The sequence below is a fragment of the Streptomyces sp. NPDC002138 genome (genome assembly GCF_040296485.1).
Classification (GTDB): Bacteria; Actinomycetota; Actinomycetes; order Streptomycetales; family Streptomycetaceae; genus Streptomyces.
This window is the reverse complement of record NZ_JBEOXE010000002.1, coordinates 205,653-224,848: the sequence shown is the minus strand read 5'-3', so window position 1 is coordinate 224,848 and position 19,196 is coordinate 205,653. Positions and strand designations below refer to the sequence as shown.

Genomic DNA, 19,196 nt, shown 5'->3' with positions numbered 1-19,196 from the left:
TGAGCCGCTGATCCGCTGAGCCGCTGCCCCGGGCCGCTCGGCAGCCCTGCGTTCAGGAGCCCTTCCGTTCAGGATCCGTCCGCGATCGCCGCCTCCACCTCCGCGATCCGCTGCCGCTCCTCGTGCGCGAACCGCTCGCGGTCGAGGGTCTCGGCGATCTCCTCGTCCTGGGCCATCAGCAGGTCGAGGTTGGAGTCGCCCATGTCGAAGACGCCCATGTCGAGGTAGGCCTTCTGGAGCCGGTCCCCCCACAGCCCGATGTCCTTGACGCACGGCACGATCCGGCTGAACAGCAGCTTGCGGAACAGGTGCAGGAACTCCGACTGCTCGCTCAGCTCGGCCGCCTCCTGCTTCGGGATGCCGAAGTTCTCCAGCACCTCCACCCCGCGCAGCCGGTCCCGCATCAGGTAGCAGCCCTCGATGACGAACTCCTCGCGCTCGCGCAGTTCGGCGTCCGTCAGCTGCTTGTAGTAGTCGCGCAGGGCCATCCGCCCGAACGCCACGTGCCGCGCCTCGTCCTGCATGACGTACGCGAGGATCTGCTTCGGCAGCGGCTTGTCCGTCGTATCGCGGATCATGCCGAAGGCGGCGAGCGCGAGGCCCTCGATGAGCACCTGCATGCCGAGGTAGGGCATGTCCCAGCGGGAGTCGCGCAGGGTGTCGCCGAGCAGCCCCTGGAGGTTGTCGTTGACCGGGTAGAGCATGCCGATCTTCTCGTGCAGGAAGCGGCCGTAGATCTCGGCGTGCCGGGCCTCGTCCATGGTCTGGGTGGCGGAGTAGAACTTCGCGTCCAGGTCCGGGACCGACTCCACGATCCGCGCCGCGCAGACCATCGCGCCCTGCTCGCCGTGCAGGAACTGGCTGAACTGCCAGGCGGTGTAGTGCCGCCGCAGGTCGCCCTTGTCGCGGTCGGTCATCTTGGCCCAGTGCCGCGTGCCGTAGAGGGTCAGGACGTCGTCGGGCGTGCCCAGCGCGTCGTACGGGTCGACCTCCAGGTCCCAGTCGATCCGCGTGGCCCCGTCCCACTGCTTGTCCTTGCCCTTCTGGTACAGGGCGAGGAGCCGCTCGCGCCCTTCGTCGTACTCCCAGCTGAAACGGGCCGCTCCGGTGGCCGGGACCTGCCATACGGGGTCGCCCGGATCCTTGGTGTAGAGCTGGTGTGTCGACATGAACGCCCCCTGGGTGCGCGTGTGTGGACTGCCGTGCGGGACTGGACTGTTGGCAGCGTCACACGTTGGTAGACAGGCGGTCAACAAGTCGGGCGCAGGGGATTGACGGGCTTGCTGACAAGCAGTCTCATAAGAGGTGACCGCTGGTAACCCAGGTTTTGGCCGGTGTCGACGTGTGCCGCTCCGTGCTGATCCGCGCTGAACCGTGCGGATCCGCGCTGAACCGTGCGGATCCGTGTCGGCCCGTGTCGACCCCATGTGTGAGAGGTGTCCGAGCCATGACGACCGTGACCGACCGGGCGGCGCCGCGCGACGCCCTCGGCCTCCTCAAGGACCGGGAGCACGTCGCCGAACGACTGCTCGAATCCTCGGCGAAGCACTCCTTCGACCCCGACAAGGAACTCGACTGGGACGCCCCCATGATCGAGGGCAAGTACTACTGGCCGCCCGAGCTGCTCTCCCTCTACGACACCCCGATCTGGAAGAAGATGGGCGAGGAGCAGCGCATCGAACTCTCCCGCCACGAGGCGGCCGCGCTCGGCTCGCTCGGGATCTGGTTCGAGATCATCCTCATGCAGCTGCTCACCCGGCACATCTACGACAAGCCGCTGACCAGCAGTCACGTCCGCTACGCCCTCACCGAGATCGCCGACGAGTGCCGCCACTCGATGATGTTCGCCCGCATGATCAAGACGGGCGGCGCCCCCGAATACCCGGTCTCCCGCTTCAACCACAACCTGGCGCGCGTCCTCAAGACGGTCTCCACCACCCCCGGTTCCTTCGCTTGCACCCTCCTCGGCGAGGAGATCCTCGACTGGATGCAGCGCCTGACCTTCCCGGACGAGCGGATCCAGCCCCTGGTGCGCGGGGTCACCCGGATCCACGTCATCGAGGAGGCCCGGCACGTCCGGTACGCCCGTGAGGAACTGCGCCGCCAGATGATCACCGCCCCGCGCTGGGAGCGCGAACTCACCCGGATCAGCTGCGGCGAGGCCGCGCGGGTCTTCTCGCTCGCCTTCGTCAACGGCCAGGTGTACGAGAACATCGGCCTGGACCGCGCGGAGGCGACGGCCCAGGTCAAGGCGAGCGGCCACCGCCGCGAGGTCATGCAGACCGGCGCCAAGCGGCTCACCGACTTCCTCGACGACATCGGGGTCCTGCGCGGCGTCGGCCGCAGGCTCTGGCAGAGCTCGGGGCTGCTCGCCTGACGCCGCCACGGTCCGGGTCATGTCCGCAGGGGGTTACCCTGCGGACATGACCCGGACCCCGCCGGCGGCCCCGGCGCCGCGTGCCTACCGCCGCCTGAGCGTCGAGGAACGGCGGGCGCAGATCATCGAGGCGGCCCTGTCGCTGTTCGCGCACCGGGCCCCGGAGGACATCTCGCTCGACGACGTCGCCGAGGCCGCCGGGGTCTCGCGCCCGCTGGTCTACCGGTACTTCCCCGGCGGCAAGCAGCAGTTGTACGAAGCCGCCCTGCGCTCCGCGGCCGACGTCCTCGGCCTGTGCTTCGCCGAAGCGCAGGCGGGACCGCTGACCCAGCGGCTCTCCCGGGCCCTGGACCGCTACCTCGCCTTCGTCGACGAGCACGACGCCGGGTTCAGCGCGCTGCTCCAGGGCGGCAGTGTGGTGGAGACCTCCCGGACCACGGCCACCGTGGACGGCATCCGCCGCACCGCGGCGCACCAGATCCTCTTCCACCTGAACGTCCCGGAACCGGGACCCCGGCTGCGGATGATGGTCCGCACCTGGATCACGGCGGTCGAGGCGGCCTCGCTGATCTGGCTGGACGAGGGCAAGCAGCCGCCTGTCGCGGAGCTGCGGGACTGGCTGGTTGACCAGTTCATCGCCCTGCTGACCGCCACGGCCGCCACCGACCCGGAGACGGCCGCCGCGGCGCGGGCCGCGCTGGCCACGGAATCGGCGGACGGCCCGGTGGGCGTGCTGGCCCGGCGGGTGATCCCTGTGGTCTCCGAGGCCGCCCACCTGCTGTGACACTGGAAGGGTGAGAAGCGAACCGACCCCCTTCGAGGGCGGCCCGATGGACGGCCGAGTCCTGCCGATCCTGCTCGGCCCGACCGGCCATCCGCCGAAGTGGTACGAGATCCCGGTCCCGGACGCGGCGGGCGGCCCGCCGACGGTCCTGCTCTACCAGCGGGTCCCGGCGGGCTACTCCAAGCGCCTGCACCTGCAGAAGGGCTGGAAGTACGCGCACGAGCCGTCGGGCACGAAACCGAAGCTCCGCTGGCCCTGGACAAAACCACCCCGCCCGACGGCGTGACCCTCCCCGCCCTGCGGCCGTGCCCGCGCCCGCGTCCTTGACCGACGCCCTTACGGGGCCGGGGCTGAGCGGCCCCCGCGCGTCGTGGCCGGGCGTGTCGCCGGGGGCCGCCGGGACTGCGGCCGCGGCGCGGTGCGCCCTCCGGGGGCGCCTCAATCGCCGGCGGGGCTGGGGTGGGGCGCCCCGGCACCTTCAGCCCTGCCACCGGGGCGGGTGTGTGGACTGTGGCCGCGGCGCGGTGTGCCCTCCGGGGGCGCCTCAATCGCCGGCGGGGCTGGGGTGGGGCGCCTCGCCGCCTCCAGCCGCGGCAGCTGCCGCCCCGGCAGCGCCGAACGACCCTCGGCACTTTCAGCCTCGCCGGCGTTTGAGGCGCCGCCGGAGGCGAGGGGGTTCCTGCGCGTGCCGCCCTGGCGAGGCCCGCCGCCCCGGTAGCGCCGAGCGCCGCCTCGGCACTTTCAGCCTCGCCGGCGTTTGAGGCGCCGCCGGAGGCGAACTCGGCGGGGCCGAGGGGGCTGCTGCGCATGCCGCCTTGGCGAGGCCCGCTGCCCCGGTAGCGCCGAACGACTCCCGGCACCCCCAGCCCCGCCGGCGTTTGAGGCGCCGCCGGAGGCCAGGGGGGCCTTGCGCAGGCCGCGCCGGTGGGGCCGGAGGCCGACCCGGCCCCGCCGACGATTGAGGCGCGGGGTGCGTGGGGGCGGAGTCCCGGGTCAGGGGGTGGGCGTGGAACCCGGCACCGGCATCGGCAGCGTCAGCACCGCCACCGCACCCCCGCCCCCCTCCTCCACCCCCGCGTTGCGGAACACCAGCCCCGCCCCCAGCACCTCCGCCTGCCCGACGGCGATCGTCAGCCCCAGACCGTGCCCCTTGGCCCCGGCCCCGCCACCCCCGACGCCACCACCCCCGCCCGCCCCGGAACGGAACCGCTGCGGCCCGTGCGCCACCAGGTACTCCGGATACCCGTCCCCGTGGTCCCGTACCGTCACCACCGGGCCGTCCACCGTCAGCACCACCGGCGCCCGCCCGTGCTTGTGCGCGTTCGCGATCAGATTCCCCAGCACCCGCTCCAGACGCCGCCGGTCCGTCTCGACGTACAGATCGCGGACGACCACGACCTCCGTCGCCGTCCCCGAGGCCCGTACCGCCCGCTCCGCCACCGCCGCCAGCCGGTGCAGGTCCGTCTCGACCTGCTCGCTGCCCGAGTCCAGCCGGGAGATCTCCAGCAGGTCCTCGGTGAGCTGGCGCATCGTCCGCACCCGTTCCTGCACCAGCTGCGTCGGACGCCCCTCCGGCAGCAGCTCCGAGGCCGCCTGCAGCCCGGTCAGCGGGGTGCGCAGCTCGTGCGCCACGTCCGCCGTGAACCGCTGCTCGCTCAGCAGCTTCGACTGCAGGCTCCCGGCCATCGTGTCGAGCGCCGCCGCGACCGTCGCCACCTCGTCCTGGCGCCGCGCGGGATCCTTCGTACGGGCGTCCCCGACCCGGGCGTCCAGGTCCCCCTGGGTGATCCGGCGGGCCACGGTCGCCGTCTGGTGCAGCCTGCGGGTGACCCGGGTGACCGCGAAGGCGCCGACCAGCAGCGTGCCCCCGATGGCCAGCACCGAGGAGCCCATGATGGCCTGGTCCAGGCCGCTGATCGTGCGCGCGCTCTGGCCGTAGTCGACGGAGGTCGCCAGGGCCCGGCCGTCCGCGGGCGCCGCCGCCCACATCACCGGGCGGCCGCGCCGGTCGGCGACGATCGTGCCCCGGTGGCCGGACACCGCCAGCGCGCGCAGCGAGGACGGCAGCCCCGCCGGGTCGATGCCGGACTCCGGCGGCAGGCTCTCGCCGGCCTCGTAGGACCGCGACGCGTCGTGCAGCTTGCCGAGCGCCTTCTCGCGCGCCGTGGCGACCGTCTGCCGGGTCACGGCGACATGCACGAGCGCGCCGAGCACAGCCGCCAGCGAGCAGCACATCACCACGATGAAGCACGCCGACTTCCACGTCAGGGTGGCGGTCCAGGCGGGCAGCCGCCACGCGCCGCGCGCCGCCCCTGCTCCGCGTACGGACCCGCGCCCGCCGGTCACGAGGCGCCGCCGCCCCCGGGCGAGCGCCGGGGCCGCAGCGGCTGGGGGCTCGCGGCGCCGCCGGGCCGCTGCGGCACCCGGATGATCTGCTCCCGGGTCGGCAGCATGGTCCGCTGCTTCTCGTCCCAGGACCAGGCGGTGTTCAGCTCGTAGCCGGGGTTGGCGCTCGGCACGTGCAGCACCACGTCCCGCCCCGCCAGCTCGACGCTGATCACGGAATCGGTCGTGGCCATGATCCGGTTGAGGCGGCCGTCCGGGTCGGCGGTGTAGACCCGGACCGACATCTGGTGGTCCGGCAGCTCGAAGCCGATGATCAGCTCGTCCCGGTCGTTGCCGGTCAGATCGCGGTAGTACGGCGTGAGCACCGGGCACTTCGCCGACTTCACGGCGCCGGACTCGGTCGGCTGCGGGCCGGTCGGCTGCGGTCCGGTCGGGCACGCCAGGATCGCGGCCGCCGTCGCGGCGGGCATCCCGTCGGGCCCGACGACGGCGCCCTTGTGGTTCCTGACCTCGGCCTGGATCAGCGCGACCGGGTCCACGCCGTGCACGTTCTGGTCCTTGACCGGCGGGATGCCCTTGACGTACTCGGGCGGGGCCCCGCCGGGATCGGCGGGCGGCACGGTCGCGCCCTTGCGCTCGGGCCACAGGTGCACGGGACCGTTCGCGGTGGGGGTCGCCCCGGCGTTGGCCAGACCACCCGTGTTGTCACAGCCCGCGACCACCGGGGCCGCCGCCAGCAGCAGGGCCACGCCGAGCAGCCGGAGGAGCCGGGCGCGGGGCGCGGTACGGGTACGCGTACCGCTACGCATCCGGGCACGGGTACGGGTATGGGTACGGGGGCGCATGCGGGGCAGGGCGCGGGCGCGCGTACGGAACGTCTTCACAGACCCCTGCGTCCTCCTGTCCCCTGCGCGGTGCGGTGCGTGCGACGCGGGCCGAGGGCCGCGTGCGCTGACTGAACCTGGTCTTGACCTGTCCCGTCAACCTTATGCAGAGGTACGCCCTTTTTGCGCGGACGTCCGACCCGCGGACCCGGGCCCGCGGACCCGGGCCCGCGGACCCGGGCCCGCGGACCCGGGCCGCGGGCCCGGCGGGCGGGCGCGGCAGGCGGCGCGGGCCCGGTCCGGCGGCCGGCGGGCCCGGTCCGGCGGTGGACCGGTCAGGCCTCGGTGCGCCCGCGCCGCAGCATCGCGAAGCCGAGCCCGGCCGCGCCGACGGCGGCCATCCCGCCGCCCGCGGCGATGAGCAGGACGCCGTCGTCGGGGGCGCCGGTCAGCGTGCCGAGGCGCAGCGCGACGGTGCTGTCGGTGCGGGCTTCGGTGTCGGTGCGGGTGCCGGTGTGGGTGTAGGCGTCCGGGGCGGTGGCGAGTGCCCCGTCAGCGGCCGCGTCCGCCGCCGCGCCCCTCTCGTCGGCGCCGGCCCGGACGGCGGTCTTGTGGCCGTCGGCGCCGGAGGACAGCGCGGCCGGTACGACCCCGCTGCGGTCGGCGGACCAGGAGGAGATGCGCCCGTCGGGCTGGAGCGCCAGGTGCAGCCCGTCCGTGCGGCCGTAGCCCGGAGTGCCGGCGTGGCTGGTCAGCGAGGAGACCTTCGCGCCGCCGCGCAGGATGTCGGCCTGGTACGAGCCCTCGGCGACCCGGTAGACCCGCGCGGTGGACACGCCGTCCGCCAGCGTCACGCTCTTGACCAGGGTCCGGTGCGGCCCGGCGGTCTGCGCGGAGGCCGCGGCGGGCAGCCCGTCGGCGAGGGCGGCGGCAGCGGGCAGCGCCAGCAGGCTTCCGGCGCAGGCGGTCACGGCGGCGGCGCGAACGATGGTGCGGCGGACGGTGCTCACGGGAATCCTTCGGTGCTGGTCGGAGCCTGGCGTGTCCAGGTCGCATCAACGTAGGCGGCGGCCGTTGCAGTTCGGCGGTGGCTTTGTAACAGCGAGGCAGCAGGGTCCCGGCGGAGTCGTTACACAACCGGGGGATTGCCGCGCGCGGCCGGGCCTGTTCCCATGGACGGCGGGGGTGAGGGAGATGCGTGAGCGTGAGCGGGAACACGGCCTCGGGCTCGGACTCAAGGTGCTGCCCGACCGTGGCCGGCTGTGGGTGAATCTGCCCGACGGGCGCAGCGTCGCCTGGTACGACAGAGCCGCCGGCCGGGTCAGCGTGCTCTCGGCCCGGCACCGCGAGGCGGCGCTGGCGGTGTTACGTCCGTACCTGACCGGTGCCTGGACGGTGGGCCCGGCGCCCGTCCCCAGCGCGGCGGACCTGGCCCGGCTGTCCCTGCACCCGGACGACGACCTGGCCCCGAACCGCCCCGGCGAAGCGCTGCTGGGCGAGCTGGAACACGGGACCGCGGGGGCCCGTACGCGGCACCGGATGCGCCCCGAACTGCTCGCCCAGGAGCGGGTGGGGGCCGAGCTGGACGCCCTGGAGGGCGCGGGCTGGCGCGCGCTGCACGCCGTACCGCTGCCCGGCGCGGGGCGGATCGACCACCTGCTGATCGGGCCGGGCGGGGTGTGGTGCGTGCGCACCGTCCCGGGCCGCCGTCAGCGGGTCCACGTCGGCGACCTGCTGGTCACCGTCGGCCGCGCTGAGCCCCGGCCGGACGTCCGCTGGGCCCGCCGGGCCGCCGAGCGCGCCACGCACGCGCTGGTCACGGCGGTCACCCCGGCGCTGGCGGTGGTCGAGGCGAGCCGCCTGGACGCGGTCCCGACCCTGCGCGACGTCGAACTCCTCGAACCGGGCACGGCCACGACCCGCCTCACCCGCGCCCCGGCCACCCTCAAACCCTCGGACGTCGAAGCCCTCTTCACCACAGCCCGCAACCGCCACACGTGGACCCAGGTGTAGCGGTCGCGCGGGGGACCGGCCGTCGCGGGGTCACCACGGGGGGCGCAGGCGGAGGACCTCCGGGGGTGGGTGGCGGCCGGATGCGCAGCGGACCTCGGCCGTCAGCGGGGGGTCCACCGGGCGGTACGCGATCTCGCCGAGCCCGATCGCCGTGACCGTCCCGCTTCCCGGGGCCGCCCGGTCGGCGTCGGCCGGGCCCGGGGCCATGGCCAGCGCCGCGGCCACCTCCGCCCGTACCGCGACGCCCAGCGGGCTCGACACCAGCGGCGCGTCCGGGTCGGCGTCCGGGTCGGTGTCCGCGTCGGCGTCCGGGTCGGCGTCCCCGTCGGCGTTCGCGTCGGCTTCCGTGGCCGGGTCCCCTTCCTGGTCCGGGGCCACCCCGGCCCCCACCGCCGCGCCGCCCTCGGCCAGGGCGCCACCGTCCCCGTCCCCCGACAGGACCAGCACCAGCGCCAGCGGCCGCGCCGCCGTCCCCGTGTAACCGATCACCGCCGCGTCCCGCGTGTCCGTGTGCCGGAGCTTCTGCCAGCCGCGCCGGCCCGTCGGGTAGGACTGGCCCAGCCGCTTGATCACCAGGCCCTCGATCCCGCTGGCCGGCAGGGTCTCGTACCAGGTCGCCGCCAGCCCCGCGTCCGTCGTCATCGGCACCGGCTGGAGCGGCGGCCCCAGCGGCAGCAGCAGATCGACGAGCAGCGCCCGCCGCCGCTCGTAGGGCCGTGCCCGCAGGTCCAGCCCGGCCAGCTCCAGGACGTCGAAGGCCGCGTACGACGCCGGCAGGGTCCGGGCCAGGATCGCCGCCCGGGCGGCCGTCGCCGCGGCCCGCCGCTGGACGAGCGCGAAGTCCGTACGCCCCGCGTGCCACACCACCACCTCCCCGTCGAGCGTGGTTCCGGCGGGCAACTGCCGCGCCGCGGCGACCAGATCGGGGAACGCGCTCGTCACCACTCGCCCCGACCGGGCCTGCAGCACCACGCCCTCGCCGGTGCGCCGGATCACCAGCCGGTGCCCGTCGAACTTCGGCTCGTACGCCAGCCCCGCCGCCCGCGGCAGCTCCCGCACGGCGGCGGCCAGCGCGACCCGGATCACGACGCACCCGCCGTACGGGCGCCCCCGCGCGGCAGCGCCCCGGCCCGCCCCGGGTCGGTCAGTGGCGCGAACAGGTCCCCGTCCCGGGCGAGGCGGGCCACCACGTCGTCGGCGAGGAACACCAGCGCGGCGGGTCCGCCCCCGTCGAGGCAGCCCGCCACCTCCGCCCACGCCACCGGCGCGGACACCGCCGCCGACGCCCGCGCCCGCAGGGTGTACGGCGCGGCGGTGGTCTTGGCGGCGGCGTTCTGGCTGTGGTCCACGAACACCTTCCCGGGCCGCAGCGCCTTCGCCATCCGGTGCACCACCAGCTCCGGAAGCTCGCTCTCCGCCTCCTGCGCGAGCGTCTTCGCGTACGCCGACACCCGCTCGGACGGGGTCGGCTCCAGCGGCACCAACAGATGCATCCCCTTCGACCCCGAGGTCTTCGCGTACGTCTCCAGCCCGTCCGCCGCCAGCCGCTCCCGCAGCCACAGCGCGACCGCGCAGCACTCCACCACGCTCGCCGGATCCCCGGGATCGAGGTCGAAGACCAGCCGGTCCGCCACCGCGGGGCGCCCCGCGGTCCACTGCGGAACGTGGAATTCCACGACCAGGTTCGCGGCCCACATCAGTGTCGCCAGGTCGGCCACCACGACCTGCTCCGCGAGCTGGTCCTCGGACCGGGGCACCCGCACGGTCTTCACCCAGCCGGGCGTGCCGGGCGGCGGATTCTTCGTGAAGAAACGCTGGCCCTCCGGCCCGTCCGGATAGCGCAGGAAGGAGACCGGCCGGTCGTGGACGTGGGGCAGCAGCGCACTGGAGACGGTGGCGTAGTAGTGCAGCACCTCGCCCTTGGTGAAGCCGCTCCCCGGATAGATGACCTTGTCCAGGTTGCTGAGCGCGAGGCGACGCCCCTCCACGATGGTGATCGGCGTCATACGATGAGACTGCCATGAATCAGGAGGAACCGTGCGATCCATCTGGAACGGGGCCATTTCCTTCGGCCTGGTCAGCATCCCGATCAAACTCGTGAACGCCACCGAGAACCACTCGATCTCCTTCCGCCAGATCCACACCGCCGACGGCGGCCGCATCCGCTACCGCAAGGTGTGCGAACTGGACGGCGAGGAGGTCAGCGCCGCGGAGATCGGGAAGGGCTACGAGGAGGCGGACGGATCGGTCATCCCGATCACGGACGAGGACCTGTCGGCGCTGCCGCTGCCCACGGCCAAGACGATCGAGATCGTGACCTTCGTCCCCGCCTCCGAGATCGATCCGCTCCAGATGGACGCCGCGTACTACCTCGCGGCGAACGGCATCCCGGCCGCCAAGCCGTACACCCTGCTCCGCGAGGCGCTCAAGCGCAGCGACCGGGTCGCGATCGCCAAGTTCGCCCTGCGCGGGCGGGAGCGGCTCGGGATGCTGCGCGTGGTCGACGACGTCATCGCCATGCACGGACTGCTCTGGCCGGACGAGATCCGCGCGCCGGAGGGCGTGGCCCCGGAAACCGAGGTGACGGTCCGCGAGGCGGAACTGGACCTGGCGGACGCGCTGATGGCGACCCTGGGCGACGTGGAAGTGGCGTCGCTGCACGACGACTACCGCACGGCGGTGGAGGCGATGCTCGCCGCGAAGTCGGAGTCGGGCGAGGGCCAGGCCGCGCCGGAGGCGCCGGCTCCGAGCGGGAGTGCGCAGGTCATCGACCTGATGGCCGCCCTGGAGAAGAGCGTACGGGCGGCCAAGGCCTCGCGCGGTGAAGCGGCGGCGGACGAGGAGGCGCGGGGGGAGGAGCGGGGGGAGGCGGCCGAGGTGGCCGAGGTGACCCCGATCCGCCCGAAGGCGGCGCGCAGGGCCGCCCCGAAGACGACCGCGGCCCCCAAGGCCGCCACCGGCAAGAAGTCGACGGCGGCGACGAAGAAGGCCGCCGCCCAGACGGCCGCGAAGACGACGGCGAAAACCACCGCGAAGTCGGCGGCGAAGACGGCGAAGACGGCGACGGCGGCGACGGCGGCGACGGCGGCGACCAAGAAGACGACCGCGGCGAAGACGACCGCCGCGTCCGCGAAGAAGACCGCGGCGTCGAAGAAGCCCACCCCGCGCAAACGCACGTCGGCTTGAATGGAAGAACGTGACATGACGTGGGCGTGCGGGTGTGCGGCCCGTCCCGGACCGCACACCCGCACGCTCGCGACACTTGCACGCTCGCGCCAGGCCTCACACCGGCCGGATGCCACCGCCCGTCATGTCACCGCCCGTCGGTGGCTTGGCCGGGGGGACCGGGCGGTGCCAGGTCGTGTACGGGGCGTCACGCGCCGCCTGGTCCTCGTCCGGGTGGCTGGATGTGGTCGAGCCGAAGTTTCCGTACCCCTGCATTTCGTGCGGCCGTAGCCCGCCCTCGGGGATCTCGACCGGCTCCCGCTCCTCGAGCAGCTCGTACACCGCCCCGCCGTCCGGCAGGTGCGGCTGGCTCTCGGGAGTGGGTGGTGCGGGTTCCTGTGCCCGGACCCGCTTGCCCAACCAGAAGGCGCCGATCAGGAATCCGGCCACGGCAATCCCGACGACCAGGAACCACGCGATATCGCTCAGGGTCGTTTCCATGCACAAGAAGTACCCGCGCTTCGGTCTGGATACGCCCTAAAATCCCTATAAACATGACAAACGGGACGCGGAGGGGGCAGGGGCAGGCCGCCTCAGCCGTTGATGGGCCCCTCCGTGTCCCGCAGCGCGCCCGTCCCCCGCGCCGCACTGCCCCGCGAGCCCAGGACGCCCAGGATCTCGGCGCAGATCGCGAGCGCCGTCTCGGCGGGCGTACGCGCCCCCAGGTCCAGCCCGATCGGGCCGTGCACCCGGGCCAGCTGCGCCTCGCTCACCCCGTCCGCCAGCAGGCTCTCGCGCCGCCGCGCCTGCGTCTTGCGGGAGCCGAGCGCGCCGACGTACGGAATCCCGCTCGCGAGCGCGCCCCGCAGCGTCGGGACGTCGAAGTCGGGCTCGTGGCTGAGCATCACCAGGCACGCGCCCTCCCGGCGCGCGTCCAGCACCTTGGCCGCCTCGGTGGAGTCGGCGACCAGGACGGCGTCCCAGTCCAGCAGCCGGGCCTGCCGCTCGATGACGCGGGCCAGCTCACCGCCGCCGCCGATCACCAGGCAGGGGGCGGAGGGGTACGCCTCGACCAGCACCAGCCCCGACTCCCCGTACAGCGCGTCCCGGCCGGCCCGGTGCGTACCCAGCAGCTCGGCCGCCCGCCGCTCCGCATCGGTGGCGGGGGCGTCGAGCGCCCGTACGACCTCGCTCACGGCCTGGTCGGCGGCGTCGTTGAGGCGCGTCACCAGCGCCACCCCGGCCCCCTGGGCCAGCAGGTCCCACCACGCGGACGGCATCGCCGCGAGCGGCTGGAGCAGGATCTCCGCCTGCCCGCCACAGGTCAGCCGCGCCTCGACGGCCTCGGCCCCGCGCACGGACACCTCGCAGACCCGGGCGCTGTCCCCGGCCGCGACGGACCCGGCCTCCGCGACCAGCTCGGCGTCGAACACCCCCCGGTACAGGGCCCCCACGCACTCCCCGCGCGGATCGACGAGCACCGCCCCACCGGCGTCCCGGGGGCCGAAACCCTGCTCGGTGATGGGGCGCGCCAGGAACCCGGGCCGCCCTTCCGAGATCCATTGCCGCGCCGTCTCCGCCAGCTCACGCATCCGTGCCACCTCGATCGCCGAAAGACTCCCGATCCACAAAGCGCCAGGTCAGCGGCACAATGCAGCCTTTTCTCAAGCCTAGGCACCGCACCCGCCCACCCCAACCCGCAAATCCGCCGATCCTCGGCCCACCCGACTCGTACGTCCCGCCGGAAAGACGATCACGACGCCGGGGCCTCTCGCGCGGCAGCTCTCATGCCACGCGGACGGCGCCATCGCCGAAAGCGCCGGGCGAGCCTGGCGGACCCTCAGGGCGAACGGAGCGCCCCACGGCGATCGATCAGGCGCCAGGCTGCTGGTACGGATGCTGAGGTTGCGGCTGCTGAGGCTGTCCGTACGCCCCGTAGTGGGGAGCTTCTCCGGGTGCGGCCGCCGCTGCGGCCGCGGCCTGTGCCTGCGACTCCTCGGCCCACTGCTGGGGCACCACCTGCTCCATGCCGCAGAACGTGCACTGCGTCGCATACGTTTTGGAGAAGGGGAACAGCGGCACGAAGAACAGCGTGAACTTGCTGACGTGCTTCGTGAGCATGTGAGCGGCGACGTTGCCGCAGTGACGGCACGTCAGTGTGAGTATCGCGAGCTGGTACACGTAGAGCTTGGTGCCAAAAATGATCATGAGATCGGCCCTCCTGGACTCAGCACCCACCGCCGGGCGGGAGACGCTGACCGGGATCCTCCCTCCCAGTTTCCCAGGCGACCCCCAAGGCCGCTCAGCGACCCGACCCGCCCTGCGGACAGCCCCCTGACCTCGGCACTTCGATGCCGCGGCGGACAGGGGCGCAGGGGCGCAGGGCAGCGGCGGAGGCGGACGGGCGGTCGGCCGGTCGGCCGGTCGGCCGGTCGGCCGAAGCGTGGGGCGGCGGGCCTCTGGACACAGGCGGTGGTTCTCACATGGTCACCACGGGCACGCCGCCCGGGCGGTGGGCGAGCAGAGCCGCGATGTGGTCCGCGCAGCGGATGGCCGCGGTGGCCATGGCGCGTCCGGTCATCCCGGCGACATGCGGGGTGAGCAGGGCATTCGGCAGGCCGAAGAGCGGAGAGACGAAGGTGGCGTGCTCGTGCTCGAAGGTGTCGACGGCGGCCGCCGCGAGCGGATGCGCAGGGTCGCGCATGGATGCCGCGGGACGGGGCCATCGGCTGCATTCTCAGAATCTTCGAATCTTCCGGACGTCGAAGCCCGTCTGCGCGGCGGCGAGGTGACGGGTCCGGTTCCCTCCCGCGGGGTGGCCGGACGGCGCTAGCCTGGCCGGGTGAATGCGCGTACCGCCCTTGGGAAATGGCTGGGGACCCTGGACCCTCAGCGGCTGACCGCGTTGCTGGAGGAGCGGGATCTGCCGCTCGCCGCCGGGTACCGACGGATCACCACCTTCCGCGAGCTCGCCGAATACCTGCTCACCGACGAGTCGGTTGGCCAGGGGCTGGCGGCGGGCACCGCCGGAGAACTGGAATTGCTCGCTTCCATCGCCGCCCTCGCCCTGGAGCGGCATGGCCCCGTAGCCGGTGGCGAGGCCGAGGACGGCCCCCGGTATCCCTGGCAACAGCGGAAGCCCGTTCCCCCGGTGGAACCCGCGGACCGATGGGTGCCCGAGCGGGACGTACTGTCCTGGTTCGAGCCGGGGGAGAAGCGGCAGCGGGCGGAACACGCCCTCACCCGGCTGCGGGAGCGCGCGCTGTTGCTCCCCGCGCCCAAGGGCCAACTGGCGGTCCCACCACTGCTGCACGTCCGCGCCGCCGGGTTCGACGGTTACGGGCGCAGGGCCGACCGGCTGCTGACCACCGCCTACAACGCCCCAGAGATCAAGCGGGTCGCCGCAAACCTCTTCGGCGAGGGCGCGGGCCGAACCCGCGACCAGGCCCAGGAGCTGATCACCGCTCTGCTCGCCGATCCCGCCCGGGTGCGGGCACTGGTGGCGGACGCCCCGGTCCGGGCGCTGGAGCTGCTGGACCACCTGGTACCCGGCCCGCCGCTGCTGCGAACCCACTGCTTCGTCGGCCGGTACGGGTCGCAGTACGCGGGACCGGACACCAAGTACGTCTTCCGGGAGGGCGGCAGCGGTGACGAGGGCACCGACTGGCTGGCCGAGCGCGGACTCCTGATCCCCTCCGGCCCCGACCTGGCGGAACTTCCCTACGAGGTCGCCCGTGCGCTCCGCGAGGGGAGCTCGGCACCCAACCCCCGTCTGGAACCCGCGCAGTTCACGGCCACCGCCACCGCGCCGCTGCCGTCCGGCTGGGAGGGCGAGGGCGGCACGGCCGCCGCGGCGGCCGCCTGGCGGGCCGAGCTGGTCCTGCGGGCGCTGGCCGCCGAGCCCGTCGCGATCCGCAAGGCGGGCGGGATCGCCGTACGGGACACCAGGCGGCTGGCCAAGGCGGCCGGGGCCGATGAGGCCGACACCAGGCTGTGGCTGGACCTCGCGGTGAACGCCGGCCTGGCCGCGCCCCGGAACGACGAACCGGCCCTGGCTCCCCGGGGCCGCCGGAACTCCAAGGCCCCCAAGCCCTCCGCCCGGCTGCTGCCGAGCGACCGCTACGACGCCTGGGCGGCCGCCCCCGCGGCGGGCAAGCTGCTGCCTCTGCTGGCCGCCTGGGCCGTGGTCCCCGCTGTTCTCAGCCACTGGCCGGACCCCGACGAGACCCCGGTCGCACTCATCAGCCCGCAGGACGAGGACGCCGTGACCCTGCGCACCGGGGTCCTGCGAGCGCTCGCCGTCCTCCCCGACGGACACGGGTTGACCGGGAACGCGCGGGGCTTCACCGAACTCCTCGCCCTGGCCGCCTGGTTCCAGCCCGCCTTGCGCGGACACCTGGCCGCGGACGCCGGCGGGGAGCTGACCGGCCTGGACGGAGTGCTCGACCGCATGGCGGCCACCCTGACCGAGGCGGCCCTGCTCGGCGTGGTCGCCCACGGCGCGCTCACCCCCGTCGGCCGGTCCCTGTGCCGCCTGCTGGAGGCGGGAGCCGCCCACCACTACCCGGCCGTACCCGGCGCGGACACGGACCCGTCCGCCCGCGGCGAGGCGGGCCTGGGCGAAGACCTCTCCCTGCGCCCCGCCCTGGCGAAGGCGGTGACCACCCTCCGCGAGGATCTGTACGCAGCGCTGCCCGAGCCCAGCGACACGGCCCGGTTCCAGAGCGACCTGACGGCCACCGTCACCGGTGCGCCCGCGCCCGCCCTCGCCGACCTGCTCTCCGCGGTCGGGGACATCGAGTCCGAGGGCCACGCGGTGGTCTGGCGCATCACGGCAACCTCCATCCGCCGGGCCCTGGACGCCGGCTGGAGCGCGGACGAACTCCTCGACGGCCTCGCGGCGGCAAGCGAGCGCGACACCCCCCTCCCCCAACCACTGACCTACACGGTCAAGGACACCGCCCGCACCCACGGACGGCTGCGCGTCGTCCGCTCGGCCTGCTGCATCCGCTCCGACGACACCGCCCTGATCGCCGAGGTGGCCCAGGCCCGCGGCCTGACCAAACTCCGCCTGCGCCGCATCGCCCCCACGGTCCTGATCTCCACAGCCCCGCCGGAGGAGACACTGTCAGCCCTCCGCACGGCCGGCTACGCCCCCACCCAGGAGGCCGAAACCGGCACCACGCTCCTGGACCGCGCCCCCACCGACCGCGCACCGTGCCTCGTGCCCACCCTGGACCAGGCGCACGCCGCGTATGGTGACCCGGCTCGCGGCGCCCCCGCGAGCGCCCGCGTGCTGGCCGCCACCCTCACCTCGGGCGCCAAGGTGGTTGCTGCCAAGGGGTAGTTGTACGCACGGGGGTGTGACTGTCCGTCAGTGACGACCGAACCGCCGGGAGGGCGCTCACGGGGCCGGCCCCCCGTCGTCCCGGCGCATCTGTATGTCACCGTCCGACACTGCGGCAAGGCGTGTGCCGGGCGGGACACCGCCGGAAGTGGACCGACAGCGGGCGGAATCACGACCTGCGCGGTCTGAAGAGCATGGGCCGTGCGTCCTCTGACATGAACAAATAAGCCCCTGACCCGCATTTCTGCGGGTCAGGGGCTTATTTGGCACTCCTTGCGAAGTGCCCCCGGCAGGATTCGAACCTGCGCACACGGCTCCGGAGGCCGTACCGAACTCGCGTGTCTTCCCAGGTCCGGCGCATATCTGACGAATGATCAGGCTCGTCGTCCCACGCTTGTCCCACGAAAATGAAATGCGCCATTTGGGTGGCATTTCGCGCCTGCTGCTGTGTGTTGAGGTTCCAGTGCGACGGGGCGGGGATGGCGAGGTTCTGGACTTGTTCGAGACATCGCCTCATGGGTGCCGTTCTGATCGCCGGAGTCGTGTGACCAAGCGGCCGATAATGTGAGGAGTAGCGGGTGGAGGCCGAGCCGGATCGGAGCGCAGGGAGCTGTGGGCGGTCTTACTGAAGCCAAGCTGAGGGCGCTGGCTGGAGAGCGATCGTTCGAGCGTGGGCTCGCCCATGTCGGCGCGGTGTCCGGTGTCGAGGTCGGCGACGGCTGGATCAGGGCCTCGGTACGCGGCACGGAGCGGTACGAGGTGGAGTTGCTCCAGGACGGGCGCGGAAAACCGGCGGGCACGTGTGGCTGCCCGTACGGCAAGAAGGCAATTTCTGCAAGCATCTGGTTGCACTCGGCCTGACCGTGATCGGCCGGGCGCCGGACCTCCTCCGATGGCGCGAGTCGGCACGGGCCAGGGCGCGGGGCCTCGACGCCTGGCTGGTCGGCCTCTCGCGGGATGACCTGCTCGCTCTCGTGCGAGAAGAGATGATGGAGGACCGGAGGCTGCGGGGCCGCCTGGAACTGAGGGCGGCGAGCGCCCGCGGAGATCTGGCCGAAGTCTGCGCCCGCATCCGTGACCTGCTCGACAGCGGACCGTTCGCCCAGTACGGACACGTCGAGTACGCCGACGCCCGCGCCTACGCCGACCAGGCCGGGCGGGCGGTCCACGCGATACGGTCACTGACTGGCTCTGGACAGGCGGACGACGCGGTGGCCCTGTCCCGGGAGGCGATCGGAATGCTGGCCGGGGTGGTCGAGAGCGTCGACGACTCCGACGGTGTGCTCGGAGAGATCGGCGCCGCTCTGGCCGACGCCCATCACGACGCCTGCCGCGCAGCCCGCCCCGACCCTGACGAACTGGCGCACTGGCTGGTCACCCACGTGATTGACGACGCGGCAGACCTGGCCGACATCGACCCCCTTGACTATGAGGATGTCCTCGGGGAGAACGGAATGGCCGCCCTGCGGCGGTATGCGGTCGACGCGTGGCAGGCCAACCGCACCGGCTGGGCCGAGAAACAACTGATGCAGCGCCTTGCGAAGTCCGGGCGGGACATCGACACGGTGGTCGCCGTGCATGCTGCCGACCTCGCACCGAACGGCCACACCCACCTCCTCATCGCCCGTGAGCTCGACACCGCCAGCCGTAGCGCCGAAGCCTTGGAATGGGCCGAGCGCGGCATCCGCGAGACCGAAAACCTCGCCACTGTCGACACCGCACTCGTCGACCACCTCACCGACCGCTACAGTCGAACGAACCGGCTGGCCGACGCCGTCGCCCTGCGCCGTGAGCACTTCGCCGCCTGCCGCACCCTGCTCGGCTACCAGCAGCTCCGCGCCACCTCTCAGGCCGCCGCATGCTGGCCGCTCGAGCGCGAGCAGGCCCTGACCCTGTTGCACGCCGATGCCGAGCGGGCGAGGGCGCAGGGTGACCCCGTACTCGTCGATGTACTCCTCGATGACAAGGACATTGACGCCGCCTGGCAGGCAGCCGACGAATTCGGCACGCATGACGGTCAGTGGGTCAGCCTCGCCGACCACTCCCGCCCGACCCGCCCGGCCGAAGCCCTGCGCGTCTACCTCCGCTTGGCCGCCCGACTCGCAGGCGAGACCGGCAACCACGCCTACGAAAACCTCGTCCGCTTGCTTCTGGGCATCCGCGACTGCCACCACCGCCTCGGCACGCCGGACGACTTCACCGCATACGTAGAGGATCTGCGCGCCGCCCAGAAACGCAAGCGGAATCTGATGCGTCTGATGGAGGAACACGGGCTGTGATCCGTCACGTCCCGTCCCGTTCGAATGGGGCCGGGCCGGGCTTGATCCCGGCTGCGAACGG

The 19,196-nt window shown here is 73.3% G+C and carries 16 protein-coding genes and 1 pseudogene; 7 read left to right on the top strand and 10 right to left on the bottom strand.

Annotated elements, in window-relative coordinates:
- Window positions 1-68: 68 nt before the first annotated feature.
- Window positions 69-1,169 carry a ferritin-like domain-containing protein gene (locus ABT084_RS02105; RefSeq protein WP_351037720.1) on the bottom strand — a complete coding sequence of 367 codons (1,101 nt, stop codon included), beginning with the start codon at window positions 1,167-1,169 and terminating at the stop codon, window positions 69-71.
- A gap of 278 nt (window positions 1,170-1,447) precedes the next feature.
- Between ABT084_RS02105 and ABT084_RS02100 the strand changes: the two genes are divergently transcribed.
- Genes ABT084_RS02100 through ABT084_RS02090 form a run of 3 tightly spaced genes read left to right on the top strand, consistent with a single transcriptional unit; the run spans window position 1,448 to window position 3,447 of the window.
- Window positions 1,448-2,377 carry an AurF N-oxygenase family protein gene (locus ABT084_RS02100; RefSeq protein ID WP_351037719.1) on the top strand — a complete coding sequence of 310 codons (930 nt, stop codon included), beginning with the start codon at window positions 1,448-1,450 and terminating at the stop codon, window positions 2,375-2,377.
- Window positions 2,378-2,423: 46 nt separating this feature from the next.
- The gene (locus ABT084_RS02095) at window positions 2,424-3,161 is read left to right on the top strand and encodes a TetR/AcrR family transcriptional regulator (protein WP_351037718.1); all 738 of its coding nucleotides are present in this window, start codon (window positions 2,424-2,426) and stop codon (window positions 3,159-3,161) included.
- Window positions 3,162-3,171: 10 nt separating this feature from the next.
- Window positions 3,172-3,447, top strand: coding sequence for a DUF8847 domain-containing protein (locus tag ABT084_RS02090; RefSeq protein ID WP_351037717.1), 276 nt, complete (start codon window positions 3,172-3,174; stop codon window positions 3,445-3,447).
- A 707-nt stretch (window positions 3,448-4,154) separates the two neighbouring features.
- Here ABT084_RS02090 and ABT084_RS02085 read toward each other — a convergent pair.
- The 3 genes from ABT084_RS02085 to ABT084_RS02075 all read right to left on the bottom strand — a co-directional run bounded on the left by ABT084_RS02085 (window position 4,155) and on the right by ABT084_RS02075 (window position 7,341).
- The gene (locus ABT084_RS02085) at window positions 4,155-5,507 is read right to left on the bottom strand and encodes a histidine kinase dimerization/phospho-acceptor domain-containing protein (protein WP_351037716.1); all 1,353 of its coding nucleotides are present in this window, start codon (window positions 5,505-5,507) and stop codon (window positions 4,155-4,157) included.
- A complete protein-coding gene (locus ABT084_RS02080; protein ID WP_351037715.1) occupies window positions 5,504-6,316 on the bottom strand; it encodes a hypothetical protein in 813 nt (270 codons plus the stop codon). Before ABT084_RS02080 ends, ABT084_RS02085 begins: the two co-directional genes overlap by 4 nt.
- A gap of 350 nt (window positions 6,317-6,666) precedes the next feature.
- A complete protein-coding gene (locus ABT084_RS02075; RefSeq protein WP_351037714.1) occupies window positions 6,667-7,341 on the bottom strand; it encodes a hypothetical protein in 675 nt (224 codons plus the stop codon).
- A 184-nt stretch (window positions 7,342-7,525) separates the two neighbouring features.
- Between ABT084_RS02075 and ABT084_RS02070 the strand changes: the two genes are divergently transcribed.
- Window positions 7,526-8,344 carry a nuclease-related domain-containing protein gene (locus ABT084_RS02070; protein WP_351037713.1) on the top strand — a complete coding sequence of 273 codons (819 nt, stop codon included), beginning with the start codon at window positions 7,526-7,528 and terminating at the stop codon, window positions 8,342-8,344.
- Window positions 8,345-8,374: 30 nt separating this feature from the next.
- Here ABT084_RS02070 and ABT084_RS02065 read toward each other — a convergent pair whose 3' ends face one another.
- Window positions 8,375-9,430, bottom strand: coding sequence for an ATP-dependent DNA ligase (locus ABT084_RS02065; RefSeq protein WP_502968811.1), 1,056 nt, complete (start codon window positions 9,428-9,430; stop codon window positions 8,375-8,377).
- Window positions 9,427-10,350 carry a non-homologous end-joining DNA ligase gene (gene ligD, locus ABT084_RS02060; RefSeq protein WP_351037712.1) on the bottom strand — a complete coding sequence of 308 codons (924 nt, stop codon included), beginning with the start codon at window positions 10,348-10,350 and terminating at the stop codon, window positions 9,427-9,429. Before ligD ends, ABT084_RS02065 begins: the two co-directional genes overlap by 4 nt.
- Window positions 10,351-10,381: 31 nt before the next feature.
- On the opposite strand from ligD, the gene ku reads away from it, so the two are divergent.
- Window positions 10,382-11,530 carry a non-homologous end joining protein Ku gene (gene ku / locus ABT084_RS02055; protein ID WP_351037711.1) on the top strand — a complete coding sequence of 383 codons (1,149 nt, stop codon included), beginning with the start codon at window positions 10,382-10,384 and terminating at the stop codon, window positions 11,528-11,530.
- Window positions 11,531-11,626: 96 nt separating this feature from the next.
- Here ku and ABT084_RS02050 read toward each other — a convergent pair whose 3' ends face one another.
- The 4 genes from ABT084_RS02050 to ABT084_RS02035 form a co-directional block, all read right to left on the bottom strand.
- Window positions 11,627-12,010: a DUF6479 family protein gene (locus tag ABT084_RS02050; RefSeq protein WP_351037710.1), complete on the bottom strand. Its 384-nt coding sequence runs from the start codon at window positions 12,008-12,010 to the stop codon at window positions 11,627-11,629.
- Window positions 12,011-12,102: 92 nt separating this feature from the next.
- On the bottom strand, window positions 12,103-13,101 hold the full coding sequence (locus ABT084_RS02045) for an XdhC family protein (RefSeq protein WP_351037709.1): 999 nt from the start codon (window positions 13,099-13,101) through the stop codon (window positions 12,103-12,105).
- A 280-nt stretch (window positions 13,102-13,381) separates the two neighbouring features.
- Window positions 13,382-13,717, bottom strand: coding sequence for a zinc-ribbon domain-containing protein (locus ABT084_RS02040; RefSeq protein WP_351037708.1), 336 nt, complete (start codon window positions 13,715-13,717; stop codon window positions 13,382-13,384).
- A gap of 271 nt (window positions 13,718-13,988) precedes the next feature.
- Window positions 13,989-14,213, bottom strand: coding sequence for an NAD(P)-dependent oxidoreductase (locus ABT084_RS02035; protein ID WP_351037707.1), 225 nt, complete (start codon window positions 14,211-14,213; stop codon window positions 13,989-13,991).
- Between the two features lie 138 nt (window positions 14,214-14,351).
- Here ABT084_RS02035 and ABT084_RS02030 point away from each other — a divergent pair, with 138 nt between their 5' ends.
- Entirely contained in the window at window positions 14,352-16,856 is a 2,505-nt protein-coding gene (locus ABT084_RS02030) for a helicase-associated domain-containing protein (protein WP_351037706.1), read from the top strand.
- A 612-nt stretch (window positions 16,857-17,468) separates the two neighbouring features.
- A pseudogene (locus ABT084_RS02025) lies at window positions 17,469-19,135 on the top strand (SWIM zinc finger family protein).
- The last annotated feature ends 61 nt before the right edge of the window (window positions 19,136-19,196 follow it).